Origin of the sequence: Mesorhizobium sp. NZP2298, from assembly GCF_013170825.1 — a bacterium.
Taxonomy (GTDB): Bacteria; Pseudomonadota; Alphaproteobacteria; order Rhizobiales; family Rhizobiaceae; genus Mesorhizobium.
This window is the reverse complement of the sequence record NZ_CP033365.1, coordinates 3,937,333-3,960,293: the sequence shown is the minus strand read 5'-3', so window position 1 is coordinate 3,960,293 and position 22,961 is coordinate 3,937,333. Positions and strand designations below refer to the sequence as shown.

The following is a 22,961-nucleotide window of genomic DNA, read 5'->3' as shown; positions in this document are numbered from 1 at the left end:
TTTCGGCGGAAACGGGCCTTGGCGCAGAGCGGTTGCTTGACTTGATATCGATAACATGTAACCACTAACAACATCGATCGTGCCGCATAAAACCAGGGAGGTTGATGCCCGTCTTCTGACCGGCATGGAGGCACATCGCAGAGAGCAACAAGGTCGACCTTCACGTGAAAGCGGCGTCGGCGCCGAATTGCACCAATAAGGGAGGAATTGAGATGTCCAGAAGGCTTATGCGGACTTTTACCGCGGGTACGCTGGCCGCGATGGCGGCCAGTGGCTTGATGATGAGCGGAGCGGCACAAGCCGCCGACTTCGAACTGGCCATGGTGATCAAATCGACCACCAATCCATACTACAACGCGACGCTGGCTGGCGCGAAGATCGCGGCCGAGGAGACTGGCGGCAGCGTCAAGAACTATGGTCCCACCGAAGCCAGCGCCAAGGCGCAGGTCGATATCATCAACAGCCTGGCCGATCGCCATATCCCGGCCATCGCCATCGCGCCTAACGACCCCGACGCAGTCGTGCCTGCCATGAAGCGCGCGGCAAAATTGGGCGCCAAGGTGATCACCTTCGACGCCGATGCCAGCGGCGGCCGCACCGTGTTCGTCAATCAGGCAACGAGCGACTCGATCGGGCGCTTCGGCGCGGAACTCCTGATCCGTGAACTCGGACCGGACCCGAAGGGCCAAGTCGCGGTGGTTTCGGCACAGCCGACCGCGGCGAACCAGAACCTGTGGATCGAGGCGTTCAAGGATGAGGTTTCAAAGCACCCGGGCCTTGAGCTGGTCGACACCGTCTACGGCTACGACAATGAGCAGAAGGCATTCGACGCGACCGTTGCGTTGACGACCAAGTATCCCGACCTCAAGGGCATATTCGCACCGACCTGCCCTGGCCTGCCCGCGGTGGCGCGCGCGCTGGAATCCGTCAACAAGGGCAAGGGCCTGATCAAGCTTTCGGGCAATTGCGTGCCCAGCATCACCGCCGACTACATGCTCGATGGCACCATCGGCGGCTTCTACCTCTGGGATCCGAGCAAGCTCGGCTATGTCTCCTACTATGTCGCCAAGGCACTCGCCGAAGGCACGATCGAAGGCAAGCCTGGCGAATCGGTAACGGTGAGCAAGGGCAAGTGGCCGGGCACCTACACCATCGGTGACAATGGCCAGATCATCACCGGGACGCCTGTCGAATTCACCGCCAAGAACTACAAGGATTTTCCCTTCTAGGCGATTTCAGCACTAGACTTGTCGACGCGGCAGCTTTGCCGCGCCGACGGTCTGGAACATGGTATCGATCAAAGACGAGCGAGACCCGCTCCAGACGTGGCGCTCATGCAAGTGTGCGCCGACCAACAGAGCTTGTGCCCATGGTTTCCGCCCCCACCGTTGCCGCTCTCGAGCTGCATGACGTCAACAAGCGCTTCGGCACGGTCAATGTTCTAAGCGGCGTCGGACTGTCTCTCGAAGCGGGCCGCGTGCATGCGCTGGCCGGCGAGAATGGCGCCGGCAAGAGCACGCTGGTCAAGATTATCGGCGGCATCCATCGGCCCGACAGTGGCCGCATCGTCGTCAATGGCCAGGACGTTCATCTGGCCGGCCCGCTCGACAGCCAGAAGCGCGGCCTGGCGGTGGTTCACCAGCACCCTGCCCTGTTTCCCGACCTGACGGTCGCCGAGAATGTGTTCATCGGACGCCAGCCTCGCCGGTTCGGCGGTATCGATTGGCAACAGATGATCGAACGGTCGCGTGAATTGCTGGCCCGGTTGAGCGTCGATGTCGATGTGCTGTCGCCGGTGAAGCTGCTCGGCGTTGCGGAGCGGCAGGCGATCGAAATCGCCCGGGCGCTTGCCATCGACGCGCGCGTGCTCGTTCTGGACGAACCGACATCAGCCTTGTCGAGCCGCGAGGTCACGCGTCTCTTCGACGTTGTGGGGCGGCTGAAGGCCGACGGCGTCGCGGTTTTGTTCGTCACCCATTTCATCGACGAGATCCTCGACTTCTCCGACGACACCACCGTGTTGCGATCCGGCCGGCATGTCGTCACGGCGCCGACCAGGGATTTCACCGCCGAAACCATCGTCAGTGCGATGATCGGCACGAAACTGGAATCCTTCTATCCCAAGCAGGAAGCAACGATCGGCGATCCCGTCCTGGGCGTGCACGGTCTCATCGGCGCCAACCTTGTCGAGGACGTGAGTTTCGAGGTCCGGTCGGGCGAGATCCTCGGCTTTTTCGGTCTTGTCGGCGCCGGCCGTTCGGAAGTCGCCAACATGCTTTTCGGCATGATCGAGCCGGATGCAGGGACTATCACCATGGCTGGCGAGACGATCGCCCCGCGGTCGGCCCGGGAAGCGGTGGCGCATGGCATTTCGCTGGTTCCAGAAGACCGGCACAAGCAGGGACTGGTGCTGCAGTTTCCCATTCGCGCCAACGAGACCATGCCGATCCTGCGCAAGCTTTCGGGGCGGTTCGGCTTTATCGATCGTGGCCGCGAACGCCAGATCGCCAGCCAGTATGCCGAGCGCATGCGCGTGGTCTCCTCCGGCATCGAGCAGGTGACCGGCACCTTGTCGGGAGGCAACCAGCAGAAGGTGCTGTTGGCCAAATGGCTGATACCGTCGCCGAAACTGTTGATCCTCGATGAACCGACGCGCGGCATTGACGTCGGTGCCAAGTCGGAAATCCATCGTGTCATATCGCAGCTCGCGACAGAGGGGCTTTCAATCATTATGATCAGCGACGATGCCGGCGAACTGATCGGCATGGCCGACCGGATTCTCGTCTTCCGCAACGGCCGTATCGCCACGGAGCTGGCACGTCCCGAATTCGACCGGCAGCGCATGCTGTTGGCCGCCGCCCACGCCCCGCAGACCAACCATGCCCGCGTGGCGGAGCGGCAGGGATGAGTATGCTGGTGTCGCTGACAAGATCGCGCGAGCTCAAGCTGCTGCTTGTCCTCATCATCATCTGCATCGGCATCGCCTTGCGGGAGCCACGTTTTCTCGGCCTCCAGAATCTCGAACAGATCGCGCTTTCGGGCACGCTTTTATGCATCGTGGCGCTTGGACAGGCGCTTCTCATCATCGGTCGCCAGATAGACCTTTCGGTGGGCGCCATCGTCGCCAGCAGCGCTTTTGTCGCAACCGAATGGCTGTCGGGACATCCGGACAGTCCGCTGGTGCTTGTCTTCCTGATCGGCATCGGCGTCGGTCTTTTGCTCGGCGCCGGCAATGCCTTGCTGGTTGCGGGGTTGAGGATCCCTGCAATCGTCGCGACGCTCGGCACGCTCGCCATCTATCGCGGCGGCGCCATCGTCTATGCCGGAGGCCGCCAGATCTCGGCGACCATTCTACCTCCGGATTACGGTGCCTTCGCCCAGAAGACCATTGCAGGCCTGTCGCCGCTGATCTGGATTGCGATCGGCTTGACTCTGCTACTTGGCATTCTGGCGCGCTATGCCAGAACCGGACGCAACATCTACGCGGTGGGAAGCAACAGCGAGGGGGCGGAATTCGCCGGCATCAGCGTCAGATGGCACAGCGCCTACCTGTTCCTGCTGTCGGGCGGCCTGTGTGGCCTGACCGGCGTGCTCTGGGGCGCCCGCTTCGGTACGATCGACGCGGTCATCGCGCCCGACCTGCAACTGCAAACAATATCGGCCGCTGTCGTTGGCGGCGTCAGCATCTTTGGCGGCAGCGGCTCGGTTTATGGCGCCGCCATCGGTGCCGCGATCTTTGTCGTGTTGCAGAATGGGGTCCAGCTTCTCGGCATGGACCAGTTCTGGCTTCAGGCCATGATCGGTGCCGCGATCCTGGTGACCGTGATCCTCTACAGCCGCATCACCCTTCGCGATGGCAAGACGCCGAGGCAGAAACGAGGAGATGCGCGATGACGGCATGGACACGTCTGCTGCGTTGGGAAAGCTTTCTGCTGGTGATCCTGATCGCCACGCTGGTCGTGGGTACGCAGGTGTCGCCCTATTTCGCTACATCCTCCAACATCTCGATCGCACTGGCCGGAATGGCGCCCACGGCAATCGTCGCGCTGCCGATGACGCTGATCATCATAACCGGCGAAATCGACATTTCGGTCGGATCCATGGTCGGCCTGTGTGCGTCGATCATGGCCATCTGTCTCGAACAGCATTTGCCGATCGAGACCGCGATGCTGGTCGGCGTCGCGGTCGGGGCCTTGGCTGGCCTGTTCAACGGCTTGATCATCGTCGGCTTCGGGCTGCCCTCGCTGGTGGTCACCATCGGCACGCTGGCGCTCTACCGGGGTATCGCGCAGATCCTGCTCAAGGAGCGGGGCGTGAGCGACTTCCCGGACTGGTACCAGGAGCTTGGCTTTGGCACCGTTGCGGGCACACCGGTGCCCTGGAGCATTTTGGTATTCCTGGTGCTGTTCGTGGGGTTTGCCCTCTACCTGCACCGTAGCCATGGCGGCCGAGCCATCTACGCCATCGGCAACAACAAGGTCGCGGTCGAATATTCCGGCATCAACGTGCGGCAAAAGATGCTCGTCATCTTCATCCTTTCGGGGATCATCTGTTCGGTCGCGGCAATCATCTTCACTGCCTATCTCGCGAGTGCGCGTTCGGACACGGCGATCGGGCTGGAGCTGCCTGTCATCACCGCCGTGGTGCTGGGCGGAGTGAACATTTTTGGCGGGTCGGGTAGCCTGTTTGGCGTTCTGCTCGCGCTTTTGGTGCTGGCCTTCGTCAAGAACATCCTTGGCCTGATCGGCATGACGCCGGAACAGCAGGATATCGTCACTGGCGCCGTGCTGGTCGGCACGCTGGTGGTGTTCGGCGGCATACGAAACCTCAATGACCTGCGCGTGTTCATGCGATCGCGCCACCTCTAGGAAACACACTCGATGGCCAGAACGCTTTCACGATCGAACACGATCGGTCGCTCCACCGTCGCGGTATCGCCACTTGGCGTCGGCGGCGGCCCCTTCGGCAATCTGTTCAGCAAGGTCGAGGATCGCGACGTCGATGCCGTGATCCAGAACGCCGCGGCAGCGGGCGTGGCTTTCTTCGACACCTCGCCATTTTACGGTTTTGGCCTGAGCGAGCGCCGCATGGGCGATGCGCTACGCAATCTGCCGCGTGACAGCTTTGCCTTGTCCACCAAGGTCGGCAGGCTGCTCTACCCGCTGGCCGGCGGCATCAGCCAGCGTGCGCCTTCGGCCTTCTACGACAGCCCGATGCCCTTCGATTTCGTGTTCGACTACAGCTACGACGGTATCATGCGCTCGTATGAAGCGAGCCTGCATCGCCTCGGGCTCGGCAGGATCGACATCCTGCTGATCCATGATTTGTCGCGCGACATGCATTCTGCGGACGAGTATGCGAGGCACTTCAAAATCGCGATGGAGAGCGGCCTGAAAGCCTTGAGCGAACTGCGCTCGAGTGGGGACATCAAGGCGATCGGGCTTGGCGTCAATACGGTCGAACCTTGCCTCGAGTCCCTGCAGTACGGCGATATGGACGTCTTCCTGCTGGCGAGCCGATACACCTTGCTCGAACAGTCCAACACCGATGTGCTTTTCGACGAGTGCGTCAAACGCGACATTTCGATAATTGCCGGCGCGCCATTCAACTCCGGCATCCTGGTGACCGGCTCACGCGTCGCAACCACGTATGATCATGCGCCGGCCACCGGAACGGTGCTTGAGCGGGTCGCTGCCCTGGAAGAGATCTGCCGGTCTCACGGTATTGCCCTGCCCGCCGCCGCCCTGCAATTCCCGCTTCGACACAAGGCGGTTGCAGCCGTGCTCCCCGGCCTGCGCAACGGCAAGGAATTGTCGTCGGCCCTGTCCTGGTTCGGTGCCGAAATTCCGGAAGCCTTCTGGGATGATCTTGCGACGAATTTTCCTACCGGGATCAGTTGAAGTCTATCTGGACCTTCATGGCCTGCGAGCGGTCGCCGGCCAGATCGAACGCCTCGACCGCCCGATCGAGCGCCAGCGTGTGGCTGATCATCGGTTTCAGATTGACAAGACCCGAGCGCATGAACTCGACGGCAAGCGGGAATTCCTCGTGGAACCGGAACGTGCCATGCAGCCGCAATTCCTTCGCCGTCAGCAACTGCACGGGAACTTTCATGTCGCCGCCAAGACCAACCTGAACCACGACGCCGCGCGGCCGTACCACCGTCATGCCTTGCGCGAGCGCGGCCGCCGAGCCCGAACATTCGAACATGGCATCGAAATAACCCTTGTCCGGCAGGTAGGCATCGAGAGCGTCGGGGTTCGATGCGACGTTGATGGTGCGGTCGGCGCCAAGTTTTCCGGCCATCATCAGGGCGGCATCGGCGATATCGGTGGCGACGATCTCGATTGCTCCGGCGCGTCGCGCCTCGGCGATGGCAAGAATGCCGATGGGGCCGCAACCGGTCACCAGCACCTGGGCACCCATCAAGTCGCCCGCCTGACGCGCCGCATGAAGAATGACGGAGAAAGGTTCGGCCAGCGCCGCCTCGCCAGGGGTGAGACCCGATGCCGGCACGCACTGGACGGCATCGCAGTTCAGCAATTCGCGGAAGGCGCCCTGGATGTGCGGGAAAGGCATGGCCGACCCGTAGAACCGCATGTTCAGGCACTGGTTGCGCATGCCCAAGGCGCAATAGCGGCAATGGCCGCACGGGCGCGACGGCGAGATGGCGACCAGATCGCCAATCGCCAGCCCCGAAACGCCCTCGCCCAAGGCCGCGATGTGCCCGGACACTTCGTGGCCAAGGATCATCGGTTCCTTGAGCCGAACGGTTCCGAAGCCGCCATGCTGGTAATAGTGCAAATCAGACCCGCATATGCCGCCGACGGCAAGCCGGACCTGCACTTCGCCGGGACCGGGGGGAGAAATCTCCCGGTCGTCGATCCGTAGATCCATCTCCTGGTGAATGACGACGGCACGCATGGCTTTGGCCTTACAAGACTGGAGTGGGGAGCGCGCGACCATCGAAATGGGCGGCCAGATTGTCGAACACCAGTTTGCCCATCGCCCTGCGGGTTTCAACCGTGCCCGAGGCCTGATGCGGCTGGAGCAGCACATTATCGAGCGCAAGAAAGCGCGGATTGATCTTCGGCTCGCCGTCAAAGACATCCAGCGCGGCCGAGCCGAGCGTTTGGCTCTCCAACGCGTCCAGCAAGGCGACCTCATCGATGTTGGCGGCGCGTGAAATGTTGACCAGCATGCCTTCGGGGCCGAGCCTCTCGATCACTTGGCGCCCGACGATATGACGGGTTTTCGCCGATGCCGCCAGCGTGACGAAGAAGATATCCGACCGCGCAGCCAATTCGACTGGATCTTTCACATAGGCCCACTCGCCGGCATGCGCCTTTGGCTCGGGGCTGGAGTAGGCAATGTCCATATCGAAAGCCGCCAGCCGCCGCGCGACCTCGTAGCCGATCCGTCCAAGGCCGAGGATACCCGCCCGTTTGCCATGCACCCGCCGCTGCAGCGGATAGCCGCCCTTGCGCGCCCAATCGCCTGATCTCACCCAGTCCTCGCCACCGACGATGCCGCGGGCAAGCGCCAACATCATCGCGATGCCGAAATCGGCGACATCCTTGGTCAGCACGTCGGGGGTGTTGGTGACCCGGATACCGCGCTCGCGCGCCGCCGCGAGATCGACCGCGTCGTAGCCGACGCCGTAGATCGAGATGATCTCGAGTTTGGGCAGCGCATCAATCATCTCGCGGCTGGCGCCAAGTTCACCGCGCGTTGCTATGGCCCTGACATTGGCGCCGTTTCTTCTGAGAAACGCCGCCTTGTCGGCAGCCTCGAAATAGCGATGCGTGACGAAGCGTTGGTTGAGCGCCTCCTCGTCACCGGTGGGATAACCGCCGACCTGTAGAATTTCCACCTTGGTCAAGTTTTCATCTCCAAAATCTAGGACTTCCCGCGCGCGCTGACCACAGCCGGTGCCCAGATGTCTTTCAGGAAACGCGCCGCGTGCGCGACGAGCACCTCGGGCGCAGCGCCAATGTCGATATCGATCGTGCGCAACTCGCCACGCGTGGACTCCAGCGTCGCCAACTGGCTGGCCAGAAGACGCGCCGGCATGAAATGACCGGTGCGACTGGCAAGTCGCTCCGCAAGCAGCGTCTGGCTGCCGGTGAGATGGATGAAGGCGAGCCCTTCAGCGTCGCCCCGCAGACGCTCGCGATAACTGCGCTTCAACGCCGAACAGGAAACAATCAAACCCTCGCCTTGTCTTGCCGCATCGCGCAGCGCATCGCCGATGCGATCAAGCCAGGGCCAGCGATCTTCGTCGGTCAGCGGAACGCCCCTCGACATTTTATCGATGTTGGACGCCGGGTGCAGGCTGTCGCCTTCGAGGAAGCCGACGCCAAGATGCTGCGCCAGGGCCGCGCCGACGCGGGTCTTTCCCGAACCGGAGACGCCCATCACCACGGCCAGCGCCGGTTCAGAGCGAGATCGAAATGCCGCCATCGACATAGAGCGTGTGTCCATTGACAAAGGATGACGCAGCGCTGGCGAGGAACACGGTGGCGCCGATCAGTTCTTCGACTTCGCCCCAGCGTCCCGCGGGTGTGCGTCCCTGCAGCCAGGTGGAAAACACCGCATCATCCACCAAGGCCTGATTGAGAACGGTCTTGAAATATCCCGGCGCAATGGCGTTGACCTGCAGACCGTATCTGGCCCAGTCGGTCGCCATGCCGCGGGTCAGATTGCGCACCGCGCCTTTGGTGGCCGTATAGGGCGCTATGTTGGGGCGAGCGAGCTCGCTCTGAACCGAACCGATATTGATGATCTTGCCTTGGCCACGCTTGATCATGTGGCGGGCAACCGCTTGACCGACATTGAACACGCTCGACACATTGGTGCGCAGCAGTTCTTCCCAGCGCTCCGCGGGAAATTCCTCCAGCGGCGCGCGATGCTGCATGCCGGCATTGTTGACCAGGATGTCGACTGGCCCGATGTCACGCTCGATCTCGTCTACTCCCTGCCGCGAAGCAGCATGGTCGGTGACGTCGAAAGGCGCCGAAACCACCGAATAACCATCGGCTGCGAGCCTGCCACATGCAGACTCGAGTGCAGTCGTCTCGCGTGCGTTGAGCACGACGGTGGCGCCATGCCGCGCCAGTCCCTCTGCGATGGCGAAACCAATGCCACGGCTGGAACCGGTCACCAACGCTCTTTTGCCGCTGAGATCGAAAAGTGGAGGGCGCAATGGCTTCCTCGTACATTGCAGTCGAATGATTTCAGGCAGTGTTTATGTTATCGATAACACTGTCAAGCGGGCTTTTGCCTGGGCGGAGCACTCAGGTGCTTTCGCGCTCGACAACGCGGAAGGACGTAAGCACGATTTCATGGTGGCGAGAGGTCTCCTTGCCGCCAAGGATTTGCACCACCCGCGCGGCGGCCTGCTGGCCGATGCCGTAGCAATCGACATTGACGGTGGTGATCCGCGGAAAGCAAAAAGCTCCGACCTCGTAGTCGCCAAAGCCGGCGATTGCGAGATCGCCGGGCACGGCCAGGCCACGGCGCTTGCACTCCATGAGGGCGCCGAACGCGGAAAGATCGGAAACGCATATGGCGACTTCCGTGTCGGGCCAGTGTTCCAGCATCATCGCAATCGCCTGACCGCCTTGCTCGATGGATATTGGCGGAACGCCGAAGGACACCAATCGGCCGGGTGGCAGTCCCAACTCATCGAGAGCGCGGATGAAGCCCCTTCGGCGCTGGTCGCCGCGCTGGTCGCGCGCTGACGTCCCGCCAATGAAGCCGAACCGTCGGTAGCCGCGTCCGGCAAGCGTGCGGGTCAGCAGCGCCATGGCCTCTTCATTCGAAAAGCCCACAACCTGGTCAATCGGATCCGCTGGCAAATCCCATGTCTCCACGACAGGAATAGCCGCCATCTTGAGCATGCGCCGGGCGCGTTCGGTATGGACACCCCCGGTGAGAATGATGCCCTCGGGCCGACGGCGGAGCATTGTTTCGATCAATTCCTCTTCTTTCTGTTCCGAGTAGTCCGTGTATCCAAGCATGAGCTGCAAACCGGCGCGCTGGAGCTCTTCGGTGATCCCGCGTGCGGTATCGGAAAAGTTGGAATTGTTAATGGATGGAACCAGAGCCGCGATAAAGCCTGTACGTCTTGACGACAGAGTGCCGGCCGTGTGGTCAAGTACGTAGCCGAGTTCGTTCACCGCCTTGAGGATTTTCTCTCGGGTCGCCCCGGAGACCTGGCCATTCTGTTTGAGCGCCCGGGAAACCGTCATGGTCGAAACGCCGGCAAGGCGCGCGACATCTGCCATCGTTGGCGCTTCCAGTTCTACAGTCTTTGAAATGGACGCCTTGGCCACTTTTCCACCCACGACAATTGCAAAACCATTGTTATCGATATCAGCGCAATATGGCAACTGCATCCGCCTCCCCCGGTTGATTGAGATTTTACCCGCAGTTGCGATGTTGAGCATCGCACAGAAGTATGGCTCGGATATCTTCAAAACATGGATCGCCGATTACGTCGATGAGGCGAAAGGCGTCGCTGGATGACAGGAAGTCACCTTTGCTGATGCGATGAATGAAAAGGCGGGACCGCCAGAGTGGTAGCGGAGAGGCCGTTCAGTCGTTCCGAGGGCGCTGGCTAGAAAGATACGCGTTCGGAATCCGTGGTTGATCGGGACGTCCGCGTACAGAGCAAATGCAACCATGCCCAAGTGTGGAGGATCACGTGTGGGCACTTGCTACATACCCCAGTTCCGAAGTCACCATAATTTCGACTATTGTCGAAATATCCTCAGATCGAGCGCTGATTAACCCGCTTGGCGACTTCTTCCGCGCTTTCGACACGCTCCGAATAGCGGTCCGTCAGGTAGGCGGAACGGTCGCGCAGAAGGAGCGTGAACTTCATCAGTTCCTCCATCACGTCGACGATCCGGTTATAGTACGACGAAGGCTTCATCCTGCCGGCTTCGTCGAACTCGGCGAAAGCCTTGGCCACCGATGACTGGTTGGGGACGGTGACCATGCGCATCCAGCGGCCGAGAATGCGCAGCTGGTTGACCGCGTTGAAGCTCTGCGAGCCGCCCGACACCTGCATCACGGCAAGCGTGCGGCCCTGTGTCGTCCTGACGCCGCCCGTGGACAGCGGCAGCCAGTCAATCTGGGCCTTCATGATGCCGGACATCGAGCCATGGCGCTCTGGCGAGCACCAGACCTGACCTTCCGACCAGATGGAGAGCTCCCGCAGCTCCTGGACCTTGGGATGATCCGCAGTCGTTGAATCAGGCAGCGGGAGTCCCGCAGGGCTGTAGATGCGCACCTCGGCACCAAGTCGGCGCAGGATGCGGGCCGCTTCCTCGGTGACGAGGCGGGAATAGGAGCGCTCCCGCAGGGAGCCGTAAAGCATCAGGATGCGGGGCTTGTGAATCGAGCGCGGCGCGTCCAGCAGAGCCTGCATGTCGATCGGCAGCAACTGCTCTTCATCGATGTTCGGCAACGCGTCTTCGGCCACGTGGTTCTGTTCAGGCAATGCGCTTGCCCTTGGTATCGACGACGACTTCGCCATCCTCTTTCACGAACGGCCCGATATTGGGATTGGGCAGGATCTCGAGAACCGCTTCTGACGGCCTGGCCAGAACAACTCCGAGACGTGTGACCACGATCGGCCGGTTGATCAGGATCGGATGCGCCAGCATGAAATCGAGTATCTCGTCGTCGGTCCACTTGGGATCGCCGAGGCCGAGTTCGGCATAGGGCGTGTCCTTCTCGCGCAGCAAATCACGCGGCTTCATCTTCATGGCTGCAATAAGCTCGACCAGCCGTTCGCGAGACGGCGGGCTTTTCAGATACTCGATGACTTCAGGAGTCTCTCCCGACTGCCGGATCATGGCGAGCGTGTTGCGCGAGGTCCCGCAATCGGGATTGTGATAGATGGTGACGGTCATTTCGCTGCCTTTTCACTGGACATTGTGTTGCGCACCGCAGCCCCCTGCTCGTACCAGCCCTTGCTACGATTGACGATCCACACCACCGACAGCATGACCGGGACCTCGATGAGGACGCCGACGACAGTGGCGAGCGCGGCGCCCGAATTCAGCCCGAACAGCGCGATCGCGGCGGCCACCGCCAGCTCAAAGAAGTTCGAGGCGCCAATGAGCGCCGACGGACCGGCCACACAGTGCCGCTCGCCGGACACGCGGTTGAGCAGGTAGGCGAGGCCGGAGTTGAAATAGACCTGGATCAGGATCGGCACCGCCAGCAACGCGATCACCAGCGGCTGGGCGATGATCTGCTCGCCCTGGAAGCCGAACAGCAGCACCAGCGTCGCCAGCAGGGCAACCAGTGACAAGGGCTGCAGCGCGGCCAGCAGCGCATCAAGCCCGCGCTGTCCTCTGGTGGCCAGCAGGCGGCCTCGAACGAGCTGTGCGACGATCACGGGCAGCACAATGTAGAGCGCCACCGACAGCACCAGCGTGCCCCATGGCACGGTAATAGCCGACAGGCCGAGCAGCAGACCGACGATCGGCGCGAAGGCAACGATCATGATGGCGTCGTTGAGCGCCACTTGCGATAGGGTGAAGTTCGGTTCGCCGCGCGTCAGGTTCGACCAGACGAACACCATCGCGGTGCAGGGTGCGGCGGCAAGGATGATCAGCCCGGCAATGTAGGAATCGATCTGCACGGCTGGCAGCCAAGGCCGGAACAGCCAGCCGATGAACAGCCAGCCCAGCAGCGCCATGGAAAACGGCTTTACCGCCCAGTTGATGAATAGTGTCACGCCAATGCCGCGCCAATAGGTGCTAACGCTGGCAAGAGACGCGAAATCGACGCGCAACAGCATTGGCACGATCATCAGCCAGATCAGCACCGCGACGGGAATGTTGACCTTGGCGATCTCGGCGGACGCGATGGCGCCGAATACGCCCGGCAGCAAATGGCCGAGCGCGACACCAACGACGATGCACAACGCCACCCATACCGTGAGATATTTCTCGACGAACCCTATGCTAGGCCGCGCCGCCTCGCCGGCCTTCAAAACGTGATCGGTCATGATGGCTTTCCTTGGCTCAGCCGGCCTTCGGCAGGTTGCGGCCGATCTCGTCCAGCCGCTTTTGCAGGGCCAGCTTGTCGACCATGTTCATCGGCAGGCTGATGAAGATCGAAATGCGGTTGTTGAGCATGCGATAGGCTTCGGCGAAGGCCAAGTGCCTTTCGGCATCGCTGCCCTCCACGTCAGCCGGATCAGGCACGCCCCAATGCGCGGTCATCGGCTGGCCCGGCCAGACCGGGCATGATTCATTGGCGGCGTTGTCGCAAACCGTGAACACGAAATCCATTTGCGGCGCGGCAGGAACCGCGAATTCTTCCCAGTCTTTCGAACGGGCGAAGGACGTGTCGTAATTTAGGTTCTTCAGAAGCTGGAGCGTGTAGGGATGCACAGCCCCCTTGGGGTGCGACCCGGCCGAATAGGCCTTGAACTTGCCGGCACCGACACGGTTCAGGATCGCTTCCGCGATGATTGACCGGGCCGAGTTGCCGGTGCAGAGGAAAAGAACGTTGTATGGCTCGCTCATGGCGTAAGCCTCCCTTCTAGCATTTACAGGTCACCGCCTGAATCACGGGCTGACAGAGTTCCGGAGCCCCGTTGCAGCAATCTTCCATGAGATAGGCGAGCAGGTCGCGGAACCCGGTCATGTCGGCGACGTAGCGGATGGTACGGCCGTCGCGCTCGGCGCGGACCAGGCCAGCATGGTCAAGAACCTTCAGGTGCGCCGACATCGTGTTCTGCACGGTATCAAGGCGTGAAGCGATCTCGCCGGCGGGCACACCCTCGGCGCCTGCTTGAACGAGCAGGCGGAAGACCTCAAGCCGGGTGTCCTGGCCGAGGGCCGCCAATGCGAGGAGAGCTAACTTTTTATCCATGTATCTATAAATCCGGAATTAAGGGTACGTAGCTCCAAGATATGACAGCAGGATGACAATAGGCAAGTCGGTTGATCAGGTTTGCGGCGTGAACAGCTCGAGCGCTGGTGAGGAGCCGGGCGGATGGGTTTAGGCTAACTCCCAAACGGCTCGTAGCGCAGGGGCATGCTGTCAGTGATCTCGGCAGCTTCAGCCGGCAAGATGGCAAGGCCATTCGCCAGCGCAAGCGCCATCAAGTTGGCAGAGGATCCACGTTCGAGCAACTCGAGCACCGGTTCCCCGGTTTCGGTGCGCCCGGATATGCGGACAGGCGCAAACTCGGTCCGGCCCTGTCGTTTCTTACAGGTGAAGCCAGCCACCGCAGAAAACCATTGCGGCTGGATATCGGCGAGACCTGCAAGTTTGCGCAAGGCAGGCAAGACGATCTGTCGGAATGTGACCATCGCCGCATTGGGATTGCCGGGTAACCCGGCAAAAAGCATGTTCTTGATCTTACCGACTTTCACCGGCTTTCCCGGTCGCATCGCCACTTTGAGGACCTCGAGGCTGGCGCCGTGATGCAGGACGGCGGTGACCATATGGTCCTCTTCGCCGGCAGAGACCCCTCCGGTGGTCACCAGCGCGTCACAGGAGGCGACCGCCCGCGCAACGACGTCGGCGAGAAGATCCGGGCTGTCCGGCACGATGCCAAAATCGACGATTTCGGCCCAAGGGCAGGCTGCCAGCAACGACCGCAGCATGATCCTATTGGAATTATAAATCTGGCCATGGGCGAGAGGTTCGCCGGGCTCCTTCAACTCGGAGCCGGTCGACAGCAGACCGACCCGTACCTTTCGGAGGACTTCAACACCGGCGATCCCCACGGCGGCCAGCAGGGTAAGGTCCCTTGCGTACAGGGCCCTGCCCCGCCTTGCGAGCTCGGAATCCGCGCTGACGTCCTCGCCGGCGAGGCGGACGTGGCAGCCGCGACGCGGCCGCTCAAAGACGGTCACCATGTCACCCGAGCGTTCGCATTGCTCTTGCATGACCACCGCGTCAAAGCCCGGAGGAACGGGAGCCCCCGTAAAGATCCGCAGCGCCGTTCGCGGGTCCAGCTGGTCATGCGCGCGCACGTCGCCGGCGACAACCCGACCGGCCACCCGGAACGTCCAGGGACCGTTGCCATCGAAATCCGACGTTCGCACGGCAAACCCGTCCATGGCTGAATTGTCGAAGGGTGGCAGAGCGACCGGCGAATGAACAGCGACAGCGCAAACCCGTCCCAATGCTGCGATGAGCGAGAGATGTTCCCGGTAGCGAACCGGTCGGGCAAGCGCAACGGCCTTCGCCACCGCAGCCTCGAACGGAATAGCTTCACCGCCCTGCCCTGCCGAGCAGTCGGCTTGCAAAACGGGTTGCGCGGCGTGAAACACGATCGCTCCTCCCTTGCGCTTGATCTGGAAACGCAACGGCCTAAGGGTTTCTAGCCTGATACATTTTTGAGATAGGCGATGACGTTCTTGATGTCGTCGGGATTCTTGAGGCCAGGGAACCCCATTTTGTTCGTTGGCACTTTCGCCTTGGGGTCGGTCAGATATTCCGTCAGGTTCGGCTCATCCCAGACTAGGCCCGCAGCACCGGCATCCTTCATGGCTTTTGAATACGAATAGCCTGGCGCAGTCCCGGCCGTCCGCCCGACGACGCCCTTCAAGGTTGGCCCGACTTTATTGGCGTCGGTATCGGCGTTGTGACAGGCGGCGCATTTTTTGAAGACCACCTTGCCGGCTTCGATATCCTTGGCTTGGGCGACCGGTGGCAGGAGCGCCAAAACAAAGGTGGCGCCGACGAAAAGATATTTCACGCGGGAACTCTCCGTTTTCCGTACGATTGAAGACATGACAGCTGCCGCGAGCAGATCGGCTCGCGGCAGAAATCCGTTGGGCTTAGCCCGCCTGATATTCCGTGGATTTGAAGGAGAGATGCTTCACACCTTCCGGAGCATCTGAGATCTTCCGGATGTTGGCCCACGTCTGTTTGTAGTTCGGCAGGATCAGCTCGTTGGTGCCCGCATTGATGGCGTTCCCCACCACGCCGGTAGGGAACCCAAACAGCATGAAGGTCTCGCCCTTCTTGGCGGTTGGCGTCGGATACGCCATGGCCTGGGTCGAGCCGCTTTCATTGTAGACCTCGACGAGGTCGCCGTTGTTCAGGCCAAGCTCCTTCATATCGTCCGGACTGATCTGAATGAACGGGTAGGGCCAGCGGTCCATGACAAATTCACTGTCCTGGTCGAGGAACGCGTTCTGCCAAACGAGGTTGGCGCGTCCGTTGTTGATGAGGAACTTGTTGTTTTTCTTCTGCTCCTCCTTGCCCGGGGCCTGCAGGCCGCGCCAAGCGGCCTCCATGAAGGTCGCCTTGCCGTCCTTCGTTCCGAACTTGCCATCAGTATAGAGCCGCTTGGTGCCGACGATCTTGCCATCCGCGAAGCCGGTCGAGGGTTCCTGGAAGCCGTTGTTACCCATGGCGCGAAGCCGCTCATAGGTGACGTTTTCGCCTCCCTTGGCGTTCAAGTGATAGCCGTCCATGAACGCGTCTTCCTCGGTCTTCCAGTCGAACCCCTTGAACTGGTCGGCATATTTGGCATTCCCCGACGCACGGATAACTCTCTCCATGTTCTGGGCGATGCCTGCAGCGATGAGGCAATCCGGTTTGGCGGTGCCGGGTGGGTCCATGTAGCGCTCGACCAGCCGCATCCTGCGCTCACCGTTCATCGAGGTGAGGTTCATCTCGCCGGACTCGGCCGCCGGCAACCAAACGTGGCTGGCCGCACCGATCTTCGATGGGATGATGTCAACGTCGACGGAGAAAAGCCCACCAGCCTTGATCGCGTCGGTGATCGCCTTCACCATTGCGTCGCGATCGCCATAAGGCACCGCGTTCATAGCGTCCTTCACGATGTCGGTACGCTTCTTGTAGACCATGTTGAACTGGTGGGCGTTCAGGGTGGTCTTGTAGTGATCGCAGGCCCAGATGTGGTGAACACCGCCCTTGCCTTCGATGAGCAGCTTGTCGACGTAAGCGGCCGGCTTGCCGACATGGGCGTCGGAGGGACGTACATAGCCCTCCTGGTGGCCACCCATGCGCACGCAGCCACCGCCCTCGCGGCCGACGTTGCCGGTTGCCAGCGCCACGTTCACCAGCGCCGCATTGGTGCGGTAGTTGTCGTTGCCCCAGATCAGGCCCTTTTCGTAGGCGATCATCGTGCGCCGGCGCTTGCCTTCCTTGGGCTCGGCAATCCACGCCGCCGACTGCTTTATCTGGTCGACGGTCAGACCGGTGATCTTCGCCGCATCTTCGAGAGAGGTCTTGTTGGCGGCGACAGTCTTATCGAAATCCTTGGTGGATGCGTCGATGAAGGCCTTGTCGACCCAGCCCTTGGTGGCGATCTCGGTCAGCCAGGCGTTGAACAGCACCATGTCCGTGCCGGAGTTGATGGCGAGGTGCATGACGTTGTCTTTGCCGGCCTCGGCCTCGGCCGCGTTGATCGAAACCGTGCGACGCGGGTCGACGAAGATGATGCGCCCGTTGGCATGGGGCTCGCCCGGCAACTGCGCTTTCTTCTTGTCCATGGACGTTCCACGCAGGTTCGGAATCCAATGGTTGAGGAAATAGTTAGTCTGGGTTTCGAGCGGATTGTTGCCGACCGACACGATGGTATCGGCGAGCTCGGCGTCCTCGTAGCAGTTGTTGAGCTCGCCAACGCCCATGTCGCGCGTGGCATGGACTTCAGAGTTATAGGCCGGCCGGTTGTGAATCCGGATGTTTTTGATTTTCATCGCGCCGAAGTATAGCTTGCCCGTGCCCCAGGTGTTTTCATAGCCGCCAGCTGAGCCGCCATGATCGAACACGGACACGAACAGGCCATCCTCGCCTTGATCCTTGATGACGGCCGCAGTGACCCGCGCCACGAGGTCCAAGGCGTCGTCCCACGAGGTTGGCTGCATCTGCCCGTAGCGCCAGACCATCGGGCTGGTCAGGCGTTGCTGCTGCGAGCCGCGGGCGGTTGAGTACCGCAGTTCACCCATGCGGGCGCCACGTACCGAGCCGAGGCCAGAGTTCACCACGCACTCGGAATCGGGCTTGAGGACGATGTGCACATCCTGCCCGTCCTGCTTGACGATGTTGTACATCGAGGGTGCATACCAGGCGTCGGTCTCGGCAGCCTGCTGCTGAGAAAGGTCGACCCCGAAAGCGTTCGAGGCTGCATCGGTGCCGCCCTGCTTGTTGGCCGGCCAGGTGTAAGCATGGTAGCCACAGCCGACGATGCAGTAGTGGCAGGTGACGTTCTGTTTCTTGGCGTCGGCCGGAATGATCGGCAGACGGGCGACGTGACGTTTGTAAGCCATGATCCGATCCTCCCTTAAAGTACGTTGCTCAGGCGGCCATAAAGAAGCTCGTCGACGCCGTCGGCGTAGATGTCGCCCTTGGCATCGATGCGCAGCGCGTATTGGGGAAGGTTGGCGGTGGACTGGCCCCAGATCTGCTGGCCGCCGGCGTCGGCGTCGAAACGCGAGTAGTGGCCGGGGCAGTTGAAGGAATGATCATCCGCATTGTAATTCAGCGGGAAGCCCTTGTGAGGGCAGGTCGTCGAGAACCCGACGATGTCACCATCCGGCCCTGCACCGCCTTCCACCTTTGTGCCAAGTTTCAGCAGCACGCCGGGGGCGTTTTCATCCGGATAGCCGACTTCGAAAGGTTCGTTCGGCTTCAAATCGACTATGTTGGCCAACTTGTTTGAGGGGTATTCAACGAGAGCGAGCCCGGGGGCAGCCTTGGTCTGCGCTTGAACCGGTAGTGCCACGGCTGTGGCCATGCCTGCGGCGGCGAATGCCCCTCCCCGCAGAAATTGACGGCGGCCGACGTCGACCAGCTTGTTGCAGCGATCCATGCAATCCTCCCATTTGGCGAAACCTTGTCGCCAGGAGCTTTGCAATGCGTGTGCCAACCGCAGAAACCGTTGGTTTCGCCGCAACAGGACGGAGGAAACAGCTGGAAATTGTCCGCCACGTTCGGAAACCCGAACATGCTGCACTGCCGAAGGTTCAGGAAGTCGAACGCGCCCGATCGGCCAGTCCGAGCCGCGTCATTTTCTCCCAAAGCGTGGTTCGCGAGACCGCAAGCAGGCCGGCGGCCTTCGCTATTTGACCGCCGGTTTCGTCCAGCGCCCGCTCGATCTGGCGTCGCTCGGCCGCGTCGCGAACATCGGCGAGGGGAGCGAATGTCGTATTCCCTGATTTTACTGCCCGCTCCGGGAACAAGTCACCGGGCATGATCCATTCGCTGGTCGACAAGGCAACCGCTCGCTCGACACGGTTCCGGAGTTCCCGCACATTTCCCGGCCAAGGATAGGTAAGCGCAGCTTCCTGGGCCAACGCGCTGAACCCCCGGATCCGGACATCAGACCGGCTGACCGCATTCTCAAGAAACCGGCCGAGTAGCCAGGGGATGTCCTCGTGTCGCTCGCGCAAAGGCGGGATCGTCACCGGCAACACGGCAAGCCGGAAATAGAGATCTTCGCGGAAGCCAGACGATCCGCCACGCTGTGCAAGGTCGCGATGGGTGGCGGAGACGACACGCGCGCGAAATTTGCAGGGAGCCTCGCCACCGACCCGGTTGAAGCTGCCGTCCTCGATCAGCCTCAGGAGCTTGGCCTGTAGGGGCATTGGCATGTCGCCAATCTCATCGAGAAACAGCGTGCCCTTCCCGGCTCGCTCGGCGTAGCCGAGGTGCCGTTGCTGGGCGCCGGTAAACGCCCCCTTCTCATGTCCGAAGATCTCGCTCTCAAGCAGTTCGGCCGGGATTGCTGCACAATTCACGGCGATAAAGGGCTCGGCACTCCGAGGCGAAACCTCGTGGAGAAGGCGCGCGGCGACTTCCTTGCCGGAGCCGGTCTCGCCGGCAATCAAGACGGGCAGATCATGGCCGGCATAGCGGCGCAACAGGTCTTCGGCGTGCTGGATGGCGGTCGACTCCCCCAGAAAATAACCCTTCAGCCGGAGTTGGCTGTGGGTTGTGCGCCGTCCCGCATCGATACGCCGCAGGAATTCATCCATCGCGAATGGCTTGGTCATGAAATCAACGGCGCCGGACCGCATCAGACGAACCGCCTGATCAATCTCACCCTGGCTGGTGACGAACATGAAGGGCGGCGAGTTCGGCAGGTTGGCAAGCTCATTGAAAACGACCTCGCCCGAAATATCCGGGAGACGGATGTCGCAAATCACCAGATCGAGGGCATCGGAGATTCCTTCGATCCCGGAAATGGCGTCCCGTCCTGACTGCCACCAGGTCACGCGCCAGCCCTCGAGCTCGAGGCGTTGAACGATCGACCCTCCCATTACCGGATCATCTTCAACGAGACCTATGCGTGCTGGGTCAGGCTGCATTGGCTTTGGTCTCCCTTTCGAAGGGAATGGTCAGCGTGACCACCGTCCCTCCCCCCTCTCTTGTGGTGATTGCGGCAGACCCTCCGAGTTCGTCGACGACGCGCCGGACCATCCAGAGACCCAAGCCGCAGCCGGCTCGCACAGCGGGACCTGGATCGCTGTCGACCAGAATCCCCGCGATGTCGGGCGGGATACCGGGACCCTGGTCGCCGATCTCGATGTTGAGGAAGTCGCCCGAGCAGTTCGCCTTCAGCGAGAGCGCTCCGCCCTCTGGGGTAACCGTGCTGGCATTCAGCAGGAGGTTCAGGACGGCCTGACGCACAGGCCCTCCCCTCACCGGTAGTTCAGGCATGTCGTTCCAGATGATTTCCCAATCCAGGCGTTGCCGCTTGCGGTGCAGTTCGGGTTTCAGGAGGAGGCGGACGTCGTCAAGGTCGTCGGCCGACAACGGGCGATGCGAGCGTTCCGGTCGATAGGTCGAAAGGGCCGCTTCGACCACGTCCCGGATGCCGGCAAGGCCGCGCTCGATCAGGCTTATGGACGTGTCCCTGACGCCGGGTGTCTCTCCATGTTTTTTCAACGTATCGAGGGCGTTGAACAGCCCTCCCAGCGGGTTGTTGATCTCGTGCGCCATGCCCGATGCAAGGCGCCCCAGGCTGGACAGCTTTTCTTCCTCAGCGAGTTGCATCGCGAAATTCGCACGCTCGCGTTCGGCTTGGACCAGCGTGTTATAGCCCCTAAACAGGCCTGCCACTTCGCTATCGCCTTTGGGGATCTGATCTTGGGATATTGGCTCTGCAGCCCCGTCGGCCGCTGACCGCATGTGGTTCTCGAGGATCCGCATCGGCGCGATCATCTGCCTTACGATCAGGAAACCGCCGAGAGAAAACATCACCGCCAGCACGCCGTTGGTGATCAGCAGCGTGACCAAGATCTCACGTCGCTCGGCGAACAGATGCGACACATCGAAAGTGGCGTGAATCGTCCCGATGGACTGGCCTTGATACACCAGGTCCCGCTTGGCAAACCCGGTCGACGTCGCCTCATCGATCGTCACAATGCCTGGGCCATAACGCTTGAAGTAACTGTCCGGCAGTTGCGAGAACGTGGCCATGCGGATGGGATCGGTTGCCGCTAAAACTCGACCATCGGCACCAGTCACGACCGTTTCGACGGGAGAGAGCGCCTCATACGAGGATGAAGACCGATCGAGGGCGTCATAGACTTCCCAAACGTCCTGGCGCAGCACCGCCGGCACCACCGCCGAGGACAATCCGTCGAGATAGGTTTCCGCAAGTCCGTCCAGATAGGTCTTTTGCGTATGCGACAGCCGGTCGAGCACACGCTCAGATATGACGGCGCTGATAAACACCATCAGCAGCGCCACCATGACCGGAACACGGTAAGAAACAGGGATCGCTCGCAGTCGTTGCGCCATGCTCATCCGAACTGCCTCACGGTTTCGACCTTGGCAGCTATGGTGTCGAAGAGCGACGGATCGGTTGCAGCAAAGCCATCCAGGCGCAGCAGTCTAAGGACCTTCATTCCTTCCGGATCCTTGTTCATCGACACCAACGCCTGTTGCAGCGCCTTGACGCGCGCGTCGCCGGCGAGCGACTTCGGAGACGCCACTGGCGGAAAGCCGAGCCATTCCGACTTGCGGACAATCTTGGTCTGCTTGACCAAGTCGGGTTCGGTCTCGCGCATGACCTCATGGACATAGCCGTCAACGCTGCCGGACTGTGCCAATCCCGAGGCCACGGCACGGATGACGTTGCGGTGTCCGTAGGTGAAGAAGGTCTTTTTGAAAAACGCCTCCGGCAGCACCTTGTTTTCGGCGAGCAACGCCCGGGTGACCAGGAAACCGGAGTTCGAATCGGGATCCGAGAAGGCGTGAACGTCGCCGGCAAGCCCGTGCCAGTCGTCGACCTTACGGTCAGCAGCGGCGATCAAATAGGACTGGTAGAGTGGTTTGCCGTGCCAGACGGGGGTCGCGACCAGATCGAGCTCCCCTTTGTATTGCACATAAGGGTAGCCGCAGATCCACGCCGCATGGATTTCCCCAGACACGAGCAGCGCCGTGATTTCCTGATAGGTCCGACGCGTCACCAGCTCGACCGGGCTATCTAGCTTCGCAGTGAGATAGGCCCGGAGGTGGCCAAGAAGCTCCAGATCGTTGGAGAGGAAAACCGGAGTGAGTCCGAACTGAAAGGGCGCGATTTCGGCCGTAGACTGTCGGGATAAGCTCAGCAGAGCGAAGCCGCCCACAGCAGCTTTGAGGATATTCCGCCGACCAGGTTGGTTGTGGGTTGGCACGAATGCCTGCCTTCATTCTCGCACGGCTTCAATCTATCCAGAAGTACGGATGAGTGCGAGATGTTCGATCGAATCGATCGATTGTCCCGACTGGCGGTGCAAAATCCAGGATTCTGACCAGCATGGAGAAACGCCATTATGTCATGCCATATATAGCGGGTTGCGTTGGCCAATGGACGCGAATGTCCCCCGCGTGCGAAGGCGGTCGCCGAGTTGCTCGACCATGTGCCCCTCGTCAGAGCTGTAGCATGCGTCACCGGCAGCCAGGCGATGACATCCAGCGGCTGAGGCGCTGATTGCATCGGCCGCTCGATCCAT

Annotated in this window: 22 protein-coding genes and 1 pseudogene; 5 read left to right on the top strand and 18 right to left on the bottom strand. The window is 61.3% G+C overall.

The genetic code is table 11. The annotated features are described in order from the left end of the window. The first annotated feature begins 212 nt into the window (after window positions 1–212). The 5 genes from EB231_RS19130 to EB231_RS19110 all read left to right on the top strand — a co-directional run bounded on the left by EB231_RS19130 (window position 213) and on the right by EB231_RS19110 (window position 5,900). Window positions 213–1,229: a substrate-binding domain-containing protein gene (locus tag EB231_RS19130; RefSeq protein ID WP_172350237.1), complete on the top strand. Its 1,017-nt coding sequence runs from the start codon at window positions 213–215 to the stop codon at window positions 1,227–1,229. Between the two features lie 140 nt (window positions 1,230–1,369). After that, a complete protein-coding gene (locus tag EB231_RS19125; RefSeq protein ID WP_172350236.1) occupies window positions 1,370–2,908 on the top strand; it encodes a sugar ABC transporter ATP-binding protein in 1,539 nt (512 codons plus the stop codon). Next, complete coding sequence (locus tag EB231_RS19120) at window positions 2,905–3,894, top strand: ABC transporter permease (protein WP_172350235.1); 990 nt, start codon at window positions 2,905–2,907, stop codon at window positions 3,892–3,894. The genes EB231_RS19125 and EB231_RS19120 overlap by 4 nt, the downstream gene beginning before the upstream one ends. Then, entirely contained in the window at window positions 3,891–4,868 is a 978-nt protein-coding gene (locus tag EB231_RS19115) for an ABC transporter permease (RefSeq protein ID WP_172350234.1), read from the top strand. Before EB231_RS19120 ends, EB231_RS19115 begins: the two co-directional genes overlap by 4 nt. 12 nt (window positions 4,869–4,880) lie before the next feature. Further along, window positions 4,881–5,900, top strand: a complete 1,020-nt coding sequence (locus tag EB231_RS19110) for an aldo/keto reductase (protein ID WP_172350233.1) — start codon at window positions 4,881–4,883, stop codon at window positions 5,898–5,900. On the opposite strand, the gene EB231_RS19105 is transcribed toward EB231_RS19110, so the two are convergent. The 18 genes and pseudogenes from EB231_RS19105 to EB231_RS19025 form a co-directional block, all read right to left on the bottom strand. Then, a complete protein-coding gene (locus EB231_RS19105; RefSeq protein ID WP_172350232.1) occupies window positions 5,893–6,924 on the bottom strand; it encodes an L-idonate 5-dehydrogenase in 1,032 nt (343 codons plus the stop codon). The genes EB231_RS19110 and EB231_RS19105 overlap by 8 nt on opposite strands. A 10-nt stretch (window positions 6,925–6,934) precedes the next feature. Further along, window positions 6,935–7,882 (bottom strand): 2-hydroxyacid dehydrogenase, encoded by a 948-nt coding sequence (locus EB231_RS19100; protein WP_172350231.1) that lies wholly within the window; start codon window positions 7,880–7,882, stop codon window positions 6,935–6,937. A gap of 17 nt (window positions 7,883–7,899) precedes the next feature. Beyond that, window positions 7,900–8,469, bottom strand: coding sequence for a gluconokinase (locus tag EB231_RS19095; protein WP_246740680.1), 570 nt, complete (start codon window positions 8,467–8,469; stop codon window positions 7,900–7,902). Next, complete coding sequence (locus EB231_RS19090) at window positions 8,438–9,205, bottom strand: SDR family oxidoreductase (protein ID WP_172350230.1); 768 nt, start codon at window positions 9,203–9,205, stop codon at window positions 8,438–8,440. Before EB231_RS19090 ends, EB231_RS19095 begins: the two co-directional genes overlap by 32 nt. 91 nt (window positions 9,206–9,296) lie before the next feature. Beyond that, window positions 9,297–10,289, bottom strand: a complete 993-nt coding sequence (locus EB231_RS19085) for a LacI family DNA-binding transcriptional regulator (protein ID WP_172352961.1) — start codon at window positions 10,287–10,289, stop codon at window positions 9,297–9,299. A 485-nt stretch (window positions 10,290–10,774) separates the two neighbouring features. After that, complete coding sequence (arsH, locus tag EB231_RS19080) at window positions 10,775–11,437, bottom strand: arsenical resistance protein ArsH (protein WP_246741027.1); 663 nt, start codon at window positions 11,435–11,437, stop codon at window positions 10,775–10,777. Between the two features lie 64 nt (window positions 11,438–11,501). Beyond that, a complete protein-coding gene (gene arsC / locus EB231_RS19075) occupies window positions 11,502–11,924 on the bottom strand; it encodes an arsenate reductase (glutaredoxin) (protein WP_172350228.1) in 423 nt (140 codons plus the stop codon). Continuing rightward, window positions 11,921–13,030 carry an ACR3 family arsenite efflux transporter gene (arsB, locus tag EB231_RS19070; RefSeq protein WP_445299283.1) on the bottom strand — a complete coding sequence of 370 codons (1,110 nt, stop codon included), beginning with the start codon at window positions 13,028–13,030 and terminating at the stop codon, window positions 11,921–11,923. The genes arsC and arsB overlap by 4 nt, the downstream gene beginning before the upstream one ends. A 16-nt stretch (window positions 13,031–13,046) precedes the next feature. Next, on the bottom strand, window positions 13,047–13,553 hold the full coding sequence (locus tag EB231_RS19065; RefSeq protein ID WP_172350227.1) for an arsenate reductase ArsC: 507 nt from the start codon (window positions 13,551–13,553) through the stop codon (window positions 13,047–13,049). Window positions 13,554–13,569: 16 nt separating this feature from the next. Then, window positions 13,570–13,902 (bottom strand): ArsR/SmtB family transcription factor, encoded by a 333-nt coding sequence (locus EB231_RS19060; protein ID WP_172350226.1) that lies wholly within the window; start codon window positions 13,900–13,902, stop codon window positions 13,570–13,572. A gap of 134 nt (window positions 13,903–14,036) precedes the next feature. After that, a complete protein-coding gene (locus tag EB231_RS35725; protein WP_445299322.1) occupies window positions 14,037–14,204 on the bottom strand; it encodes a hypothetical protein in 168 nt (55 codons plus the stop codon). A 159-nt stretch (window positions 14,205–14,363) separates the two neighbouring features. Then, window positions 14,364–15,233 (bottom strand): annotated as a pseudogene (locus tag EB231_RS19055) (molybdopterin molybdotransferase MoeA); the annotation flags it as partial. Between the two features lie 131 nt (window positions 15,234–15,364). Beyond that, complete coding sequence (locus EB231_RS19050; RefSeq protein WP_340163184.1) at window positions 15,365–15,742, bottom strand: c-type cytochrome; 378 nt, start codon at window positions 15,740–15,742, stop codon at window positions 15,365–15,367. 82 nt (window positions 15,743–15,824) lie between these two features. Beyond that, the gene (locus tag EB231_RS19045; RefSeq protein ID WP_172350224.1) at window positions 15,825–18,287 is read right to left on the bottom strand and encodes an arsenate reductase (azurin) large subunit; all 2,463 of its coding nucleotides are present in this window, start codon (window positions 18,285–18,287) and stop codon (window positions 15,825–15,827) included. Between the two features lie 14 nt (window positions 18,288–18,301). After that, on the bottom strand, window positions 18,302–18,829 hold the full coding sequence (locus EB231_RS19040; protein WP_172350223.1) for an arsenate reductase (azurin) small subunit: 528 nt from the start codon (window positions 18,827–18,829) through the stop codon (window positions 18,302–18,304). A gap of 154 nt (window positions 18,830–18,983) precedes the next feature. After that, on the bottom strand, window positions 18,984–20,327 hold the full coding sequence (locus EB231_RS19035) for a sigma-54-dependent transcriptional regulator (RefSeq protein WP_172350222.1): 1,344 nt from the start codon (window positions 20,325–20,327) through the stop codon (window positions 18,984–18,986). Further along, window positions 20,317–21,771: a sensor histidine kinase gene (locus tag EB231_RS19030; RefSeq protein ID WP_172350221.1), complete on the bottom strand. Its 1,455-nt coding sequence runs from the start codon at window positions 21,769–21,771 to the stop codon at window positions 20,317–20,319. Before EB231_RS19030 ends, EB231_RS19035 begins: the two co-directional genes overlap by 11 nt. Next, entirely contained in the window at window positions 21,768–22,643 is an 876-nt protein-coding gene (locus tag EB231_RS19025; protein ID WP_172350220.1) for a substrate-binding domain-containing protein, read from the bottom strand. The genes EB231_RS19030 and EB231_RS19025 overlap by 4 nt, the downstream gene beginning before the upstream one ends. Between the last annotated feature and the right edge of the window lie 318 nt (window positions 22,644–22,961).

Coding starts and splice junctions, on each gene's coding strand:
- EB231_RS19130 (WP_172350237.1), top strand. CDS start 213: ATGTCCAGAAGGCTTATGCGGACTTTTACCGCGGGTACGCTGGCCGCG.
- EB231_RS19125 (WP_172350236.1), top strand. CDS start 1,370: ATGGTTTCCGCCCCCACCGTTGCCGCTCTCGAGCTGCATGACGTCAAC.
- EB231_RS19120 (WP_172350235.1), top strand. CDS start 2,905: ATGAGTATGCTGGTGTCGCTGACAAGATCGCGCGAGCTCAAGCTGCTG.
- EB231_RS19115 (WP_172350234.1), top strand. CDS start 3,891: ATGACGGCATGGACACGTCTGCTGCGTTGGGAAAGCTTTCTGCTGGTG.
- EB231_RS19110 (WP_172350233.1), top strand. CDS start 4,881: ATGGCCAGAACGCTTTCACGATCGAACACGATCGGTCGCTCCACCGTC.
- EB231_RS19105 (WP_172350232.1), bottom strand. CDS start 6,924: ATGCGTGCCGTCGTCATTCACCAGGAGATGGATCTACGGATCGACGAC.
- EB231_RS19095 (WP_246740680.1), bottom strand. CDS start 8,469: ATGTCGATGGCGGCATTTCGATCTCGCTCTGAACCGGCGCTGGCCGTG.
- EB231_RS19085 (WP_172352961.1), bottom strand. CDS start 10,289: ATGGCAGATGTCGCGCGCCTTGCCGGCGTTTCGACCATGACGGTTTCC.
- arsH (WP_246741027.1), bottom strand. CDS start 11,437: ATGCAGGCTCTGCTGGACGCGCCGCGCTCGATTCACAAGCCCCGCATC.
- arsC (WP_172350228.1), bottom strand. CDS start 11,924: ATGACCGTCACCATCTATCACAATCCCGATTGCGGGACCTCGCGCAAC.
- arsB (WP_445299283.1), bottom strand. CDS start 13,030: ATGACCGATCACGTTTTGAAGGCCGGCGAGGCGGCGCGGCCTAGCATA.
- EB231_RS19065 (WP_172350227.1), bottom strand. CDS start 13,553: ATGAGCGAGCCATACAACGTTCTTTTCCTCTGCACCGGCAACTCGGCC.
- EB231_RS19060 (WP_172350226.1), bottom strand. CDS start 13,902: ATGGATAAAAAGTTAGCTCTCCTCGCATTGGCGGCCCTCGGCCAGGAC.
- EB231_RS19045 (WP_172350224.1), bottom strand. CDS start 18,287: ATGGCTTACAAACGTCACGTCGCCCGTCTGCCGATCATTCCGGCCGAC.
- EB231_RS19040 (WP_172350223.1), bottom strand. CDS start 18,829: ATGGATCGCTGCAACAAGCTGGTCGACGTCGGCCGCCGTCAATTTCTG.
- EB231_RS19035 (WP_172350222.1), bottom strand. CDS start 20,327: ATGCAGCCTGACCCAGCACGCATAGGTCTCGTTGAAGATGATCCGGTA.
- EB231_RS19030 (WP_172350221.1), bottom strand. CDS start 21,771: ATGAGCATGGCGCAACGACTGCGAGCGATCCCTGTTTCTTACCGTGTT.